At 66.1% G+C, this 1,340-nt stretch carries 2 protein-coding genes; both read left to right on the forward strand.

The window, feature by feature from the left end; all coding sequences use genetic code 11:
• Window positions 1-662: carotenoid oxygenase family protein (locus tag AC2VON_RS18160; protein ID WP_486954202.1), on the forward strand; the 662-nt coding region annotated here is incomplete at its 5' end.
• 122 nt (window positions 663-784) lie between these two features.
• Window positions 785-1,340: ABC transporter ATP-binding protein (locus AC2VON_RS18165; RefSeq protein WP_486954203.1), on the forward strand; the 556-nt coding region annotated here is incomplete at its 3' end.

Below are 1,340 nucleotides of genomic sequence, written 5' to 3' on the forward strand. Positions count from 1 at the left end.
GATACCCGGCGCGCCTCGGTGTGATGCCCCGCGATGGCGGCAACGCCGACATCAGGTGGTTCGATATCGAACCCTGCTACGTCTACCATCCGCTCAACGCCTACTCGGAAACCCGTGACGACGCCGAGGTGCTGGTGCTCGACGTGGTGCGCTACGGGCGGATGTTCGACCGCGACCGGCGCGGCCCCGGCGACAGCCGGCCCACCTTGGACCGTTGGACCATCAACCTGGCCACCGGGGCGGTGACCAGCGAACGCCGCGACGAGCGTTCGCAGGAATTCCCCCGGATCAACGAGACCCTGCTGGGCGGCAAGCACCGGTTCGGCTACACCGTCGGCGTCGAGGGCGGCTTCGTCGGTGGAGCCGCCACCCCGATGTCCACCGCGCTGTACAAGCACGACTTCACCGCGGATTCCAGCATGGTCGCCCCGCTGGACCCGGACCTGCTGATCGGTGAGATGTCCTTCATTCCCCGCCCCGGCGACTCAACCGGGGAAAGCGCCGAAGACGACGGCATCCTGATCGGCTACGGCTATCACCGCGGCCGCGACGAGGGCCAACTGCTGTTGCGCGACGCCCAAACCTGCGAGCCGGTGGCTACCGTGCACCTGCCGCAGCGGGTGCCGATGGGCTTCCACGGCAACTGGGCGCCGGCCGGCTGAGGAGAAATTATTTCTCGCCCGACATCGTGACCAGCCACCGACCGGGTGCTATACAGTGACCTAAGCCTCAGCGGCCCGCACGGCCGGGGTAGGGAGAGCGAGCGTCGCGGAAGGACCGCCTAATGGGTGTTGCCATCGAGGTAGAAGGGCTGACCAAGTCCTTCGGGCCGGCCCGGATCTGGGAAGATGTCACCTTGACCATCCCGCCCGGTGAGGTCAGCGTGTTGCTGGGTCCCTCGGGCACCGGCAAGTCCGTCTTCCTGAAGTCGCTGATCGGACTGCTGCGCCCGGAGCGCGGTTCGATCATCATCGACGGCACCGACATCCTCGAGTGCACGGCCAAGGAACTCTACGAGATCCGCACGCTGTTCGGGGTGATGTTTCAGGACGGCGCGCTGTTTGGGTCGATGAACCTGTTCGACAACACCGCGTTCCCGCTGCGCGAGCACACCAAGAAGAAAGAGAGCGAGATCCGTGACATTGTCATGGAGAAGCTCGAGATGGTCGGCCTGACCGGCGACGAGAACAAGTTTCCCGGTGAGATCTCCGGCGGTATGCGCAAGCGTGCCGGCCTGGCCCGCTCGCTGGTGCTCGACCCGCAGATCATCCTGTGCGACGAGCCGGACTCCGGCCTGGACCCGGTGCGCACCGCCTACCTGAGCCAGCTGCTCCTCGACA

The organism is Mycobacterium sp. TH-M82, assembly GCF_057473605.1.